This window comes from Streptomyces sp. NPDC008086 (assembly GCF_042957325.1).
Taxonomy (GTDB): domain Bacteria; phylum Actinomycetota; class Actinomycetes; order Streptomycetales; family Streptomycetaceae; genus Streptomyces.
In genome coordinates this window covers 1-5,256 of the sequence record NZ_JBIBIA010000026.1, presented here as the reverse complement: position 1 = coordinate 5,256, position 5,256 = coordinate 1, and the positions used below count along the sequence as shown (strand labels likewise).

Sequence of the window (5,256 nt, the reverse complement as noted above, 5' to 3'; positions counted from 1 at the left end):
ACGCTCCGCCACCACCACACACGCATCCGCCAGACCCAACACCCCCGACACATGCGCAGCCACCACCTCACCCACCGAATGACCCAACAAGAAGTCAGGACGGATGCCCCACGACTCCAGCAGACGGAACAGAGCCACCTCGACCGCGAAGAGCGCCGCCTGGGTGTTGGCGGTGTCGTCCAGTCCGTCGCCGGTGCGCACGACCTCGGCCAGCGGCCGGGACAGCCGTCCGTCGAGTTCAGCCGCCACCTCGTCGAACGCCTGCGCGTAGACGGGATGGACGGCGTACAACTCCTGCCCCATGCCGAGGCGTTGGGACCCCTGGCCGGTGAACAGGAACGCCGTCTTGCCCGACGTACGCACGCCCTGCGCGAGATACGGCGACGCCGTGCCGGAGGAGAGGGCGCGCAGCCCCGTCAGCAGGGTTTGGCGGTCGGGCGCGACGAGGGTGGCCCCGTGCTCCAGGACCGCGCGGCGGGTGGCCAGGGTGTAGGCAGTGTCCAGGAGCCCAGCCTCGGGCGTCCTCTCCAGGTGGGAGAGCAGGCTGTGGGCCTGGGCGCGCAGGGCGTTGGGCGTCTTGCCGGACAGCACGAGGGGGGTGGCCGGCGGGACGGATGACGGTGGAGGGGTCGCGGACGGGGCGTCGGCTTCGGCCGGCTCGTCCACGGTGGGCTCGTCGTCGGTCGGCGCCTCGATGATGACGTGGGCGTTGGTGCCGCCGAAGCCGAAGGAGGAGACGGCGGCGCGGCGGGGGCGCCCGGTCTCGGGCCAGGGCCGGGCCTCGGTCAGCAACTCCACCGCGCCCGCGTCCCAGTCCACCACCTGCGTCGGCTTCTCGCAGTGCAGGGTCTTGGGCAGCACGCCGTGGTGTATCGCCTGCACCATCTTGATGATCCCGCCGACACCGGCCGCCGCCTGCGCATGCCCGATGTTCGACTTCAACGACCCCAGCCACAACGGACGCTCACCGTCCGGCCGCTCCTGACCATAGGTGTTCAACAACGCCTGCGCCTCGATCGGATCACCCAGCGTCGTCCCCGTCCCGTGCGCCTCCACCACATCCACATCCGCCGCACCCAACCGGGCATTCGCCAACGCCTGACGAATCACCCGCTCCTGCGACGGACCGTTCGGCGCCGTCAACCCATTGCTCGCACCGTCCTGATTCACCGCCGAACCCCGCACCACAGCAAGAACCGTGTGCCCGTTACGACGCGCATCCGACAACCGCTCCACCAACAACAACCCCACCCCCTCCGACCAGCCCGTGCCGTCCGCCGAGGCAGAGAACGCCTTGCACCGACCGTCCGCCGCGAGCCCGCGCAGGCGGGAGAACTCGATGAAGGGCATGGGCCTGGACATGACGGTGACGCCGCCGGCGAGCGCGAGGTCGCACTCACCGCTGCGCAGCGCGTTGGCCGCCAGATGCAGCGCCACCAGCGACGACGAGCACGCCGTGTCGACCGAGACCGCGGGGCCTTCCAGGCCGAAGGTGTAGGACAGGCGGCCCGAGGCGACGCTGCCGGCGCTGCCGCTGGCGAGGTAGCCCTCCATGCCCCGGGGTACGTCCGTGACCCGTGTGCCGTAGTCGCCGTACATGACGCCGGTGAAGACTCCGGTGCGCGAGCCCCGCAACGAACCCGGGTCCACACCCGCACTCTCGAACGTCTCCCACGCCGTCTCCAACAACAACCGCTGCTGCGGATCCACCGCCGTCGCCTCCCGCGGCGACATCCCGAAGAACTCCGGATCAAACAGATCCGCCTCATGCAAGAACCCGCCATGCCGCGTGTAACTCGTCCCCACACGCTCCGGATCCGGATCGAACAACCCCTCCAGATCCCACCCCCGATTCGACGGAAACCCACTGACCGCATCCACCCCGTCGGCCACCAACCGCCACAACCCCTCCGGCGACACCACCCCACCCGGAAAACGACACGCCATCCCCACGATCGCGATCGGCTCGTGCTGCCGGTTCTCGACCTGGGTCAGCCGCTTGCGCGCGTCGCGGGCGTCGGCAATGGCCCGCTTGAGGTAGTCGCGGAGCTTTGCCTCATCCGTCACGTGATCTCAACTCCAGTAAGAATGTGCGGGGTTGCGGGTAGGAAGGTTCGGGCCGGCCCGGGACCGTGGGTGTGCCCGGGGTCAGTCGAGCTCGTCGAGGAGGGCGAAGAGTTCCTCGTCGGTCGCGGAGTCCAGGTCCGGCTCGTCGGCCGGATCGCCGGTCTGGTCGGGCAGGACCTGCTGGATGCCCTCGGCGAGGCGCAGCAGTTCGCGCAGAGTGGACGCCACTCGAGTCCGGGTGGCCTCGTCGTCGGCGGCGATGGCCGCGATGGCCGACTTGGTGCGTTCGAGGTCGGCGAGCACAGGGCCGTCGGCGGTGGCGGGCTGCTGCCCGGCGGTGATCTCGCCGGCCAGGTACCCGGCCAGGGCGGAGGGCGTCGGGTAGTCGAAGACGACGGTGGAGGGCAGCCGCAGGCCGGTCGCGGCGTTGAGCTTGTTGCGCAGTTCCACCGCGGTCAGCGAGTCGAAGCCCAACTCCTGGAACGACCGGTCGGCGCCCACCGCGCCGTGCCCTGAGTGGCCGAGCACGTCGGCCGCCTGGGCGCGGACCACGTCGGCCAGTGCCGCCGTGCGCTCGTCCGGACCGAGCGCGGCCAGCTGCCGCAGCAAGCCGGACGTGCCGTCGGCGGCGGCTCGGTCGTCGCCGGCCTGCGGGCGGCGGCGGGTGGGGGCGGGCGACAGGTGGCGCAGCAGGGAGTGGGCCTGCTCGCCCTGGCGGCGCAGCACCTGGGTGTCCAGGTGTACCGCCGCCGCCAGGGCGTCCGGACCGGACACGGCGGCGTCGAACAGTTCCATGGCCGTGTCCGAGGGCAGTGGCAGCAGCCCGAGCCGGGCCAGTCGCCGCAGGTCCGCCTCCGACAGTCCACCGCTGATCGTGCTCGACTCCTGCCACAGTCCCCACGCCACCGACGTGCCGGGCAGTCCGGCCGCCCGGCGGTGGGCCGCCAGGGCGTCCAGGAAGGCGTTGCCCGCCGCGTAGTTGGCCTGCCCGGCGTTGCCGATGAGCCCGGCGATCGAGGAGTACAGCACGAACGCCTCCAGCGGCAGCTCGCGCGTCAGCTCGTGCAGGTTCCACGCCGCGTCGATCTTCGGCCGCACGACCGCGTCCAGGCGTTCCGCGGTCAGCTCCCCGATCACGGTGTCGTCCAGTACGCCCGCCGTGTGCACCACCGCGCACACCGGGGCGTCCTGCGGCACGCCTGCCAGGACCGCCGCCAGCTCGGCACGGTCGGCGACGTCGCAGGCGGCGAAGTGGACCTCGGCCCCCAGCTTCTCCAGCTCGCCGCGCAGCGCGTCGGCGCCCGGGGCGTGCTCCCCGCGGCGGCTGAGCAACAGCAGGCGCCGGGCCCCGTGTTCGGTGACCAGGTGCCGGGCCGCCAAGGCGCCCAGCGTGCCGGTCGCCCCCGTCACGAGCACCGTGCCCCGGTCCCAGCCGGGCCCCGCGGTGCCGGCTTCGGTCTCCTCGGCCCCGGCCGCGCTGCGGTCCAGGCGTGGAGCCAGCAGCCGTCCGTCCCGGATCGCGACCTGGGTACGGCCGCTGTGCACGGCGTCGGCCACGAGCCGGAACTCCTCCGTCCGCGTCGCCGGGTCGGCGTCGACCAGGACGACGCGGTCCGGGTTCTCGCTCTGCGCGACCCGCAGCAGGCCCCACAGTCCGGCACGGGTCAGGTCCGGCACGTCCTCGTCGGCAGCCGTCGACACCGCGCCGCGAGTCACCACGACCAGCCGTGCCGCGGCCGTCCGCCGGTCGGACAGGAACTGCTGCACCAGGTCCAGCGCCCGGTGCAGGGCGCGACGCGCCGCGTCGGGCAGCTCCGCACCGATGAGGGCATCCTCCTCGGCCTGCGGGGCCCACACGATCGTGTGCGCACCGGCCTGCGCGGCCGCCGCCAGGTCCGGGTACGCCACCGGCGGCGCGTCCGCCCACCGGCCCACCACGGCCCAGCCGGAGGTGTCCGGGGCCGAGCCGGTGTCCGGCACGTCGGCCCAGCGCATCGCGAACAGACCGTCACGCCCGGCATGGGCGGACCGCAACGTGTCGCGCGTCAGCGGACGCAGCACCAGCGACCCGGCCGACAGCACCGGCATGCCCGCGCCGTCGGCCACCGTCAGGGCTGCTTCCAGCGACTCGGGCTGCGACTGCGGCTCTGTCACCGCGAGCCTGACCCGCAGGGCCGCGGCCCCGGCCGCGTGCACCCGTACGTCCGACCAGGCGAAGGGGACCCTGGCCGGTGCCCCCTCGTCCGCCACTCCGGGCAGCAGGGCGTGCAGTGCCGCGTCCAGGGCCGCCGGGTGCAGGAGGTACTCCCCGGCGCTGTCCCGCAGGGCGTCGGGCAGCTCGATCTCGGCGTAGAGCTCGCTCGGGGTGCGCCACAGCCGACGTAGACCGCGGAAGGCGGGGCCGTAGTCGTAGCCGTGCTCGACGAGCCGTTCGTAGGCCGTACTCAGGTCGATCTCGTCGGCCCCGGCCGGCGGCCAGGCCAGCAGTGCGCTGTCATCCGCGTTGGACGGCTGGGAGTCGAGGGTGCCGTGGGCGTTCAGGACCCAGTCGCCGTCGGCGGTGCGCGAGTGGATGTCGAGGCTGCGTGCCGACTGCTCGTCGGGGGCGCCGACGACGACCTGGAGTTGTGTGCCCTCGTGGGCCGGCAGCACGAGAGGGGCGGCCAGGTTCAGTTCGGCGATCCGCTCCGCGCCGACCTGCTCGGCGGCCCGCGCCGCCAGTTCGAGCAGGGCCGTGCCGGGCAGCAGCGCCGAGCCGGAGACGACGTGGTCCGCCAGCCACGGGTGGGTCCGCAGGGACAGGCGTCCGGTGAAGAGCGTCTCGTCCCGGCCCGCGACGCCGACGGCCGCCCCGAGCAACGGGTGTCGCGCCTCGCTCAGGCCCAGGCCGGTGACGTCGCCGGGAGTCGTAGGCGAGTCGAGCCAGTACCGGGCGTGCTGGAAGGCGTACGTCGGCAACGCGACCCGGCGGGCGGCGGGCAGGGCTGCCGACCAGTCGACCACGGCTCCACCCATCCACAGCAGGGCGAGGGCGCCGGTGACGCTCTCGCTCTCCGGCCGGCCCTTGCGCAGGGACGGGGTGAGGACGCCGGGCTCGTCGTCGAGTGCCTGCTGCGTCAGGGCGGTGAGGGTGCCATCAGGCCCCAGCTCCACGAACCGGGTCACACCCTGCTCACGCAGATGCACCAC

Annotated in this window: 1 protein-coding gene and 1 pseudogene; both read right to left on the bottom strand. The window is 73.0% G+C overall.

Going from position 1 to position 5,256, the window contains the following annotated elements; translation table 11 throughout:
- Positions 1–2,067, bottom strand: a pseudogene (locus ACFZBP_RS42150) (type I polyketide synthase); the annotation flags it as partial.
- Positions 2,068–2,148: 81 nt separating this feature from the next.
- Positions 2,149–5,256: SDR family NAD(P)-dependent oxidoreductase (locus tag ACFZBP_RS42145; protein ID WP_391421136.1), on the bottom strand; the 3,108-nt coding region annotated here is incomplete at its 5' end.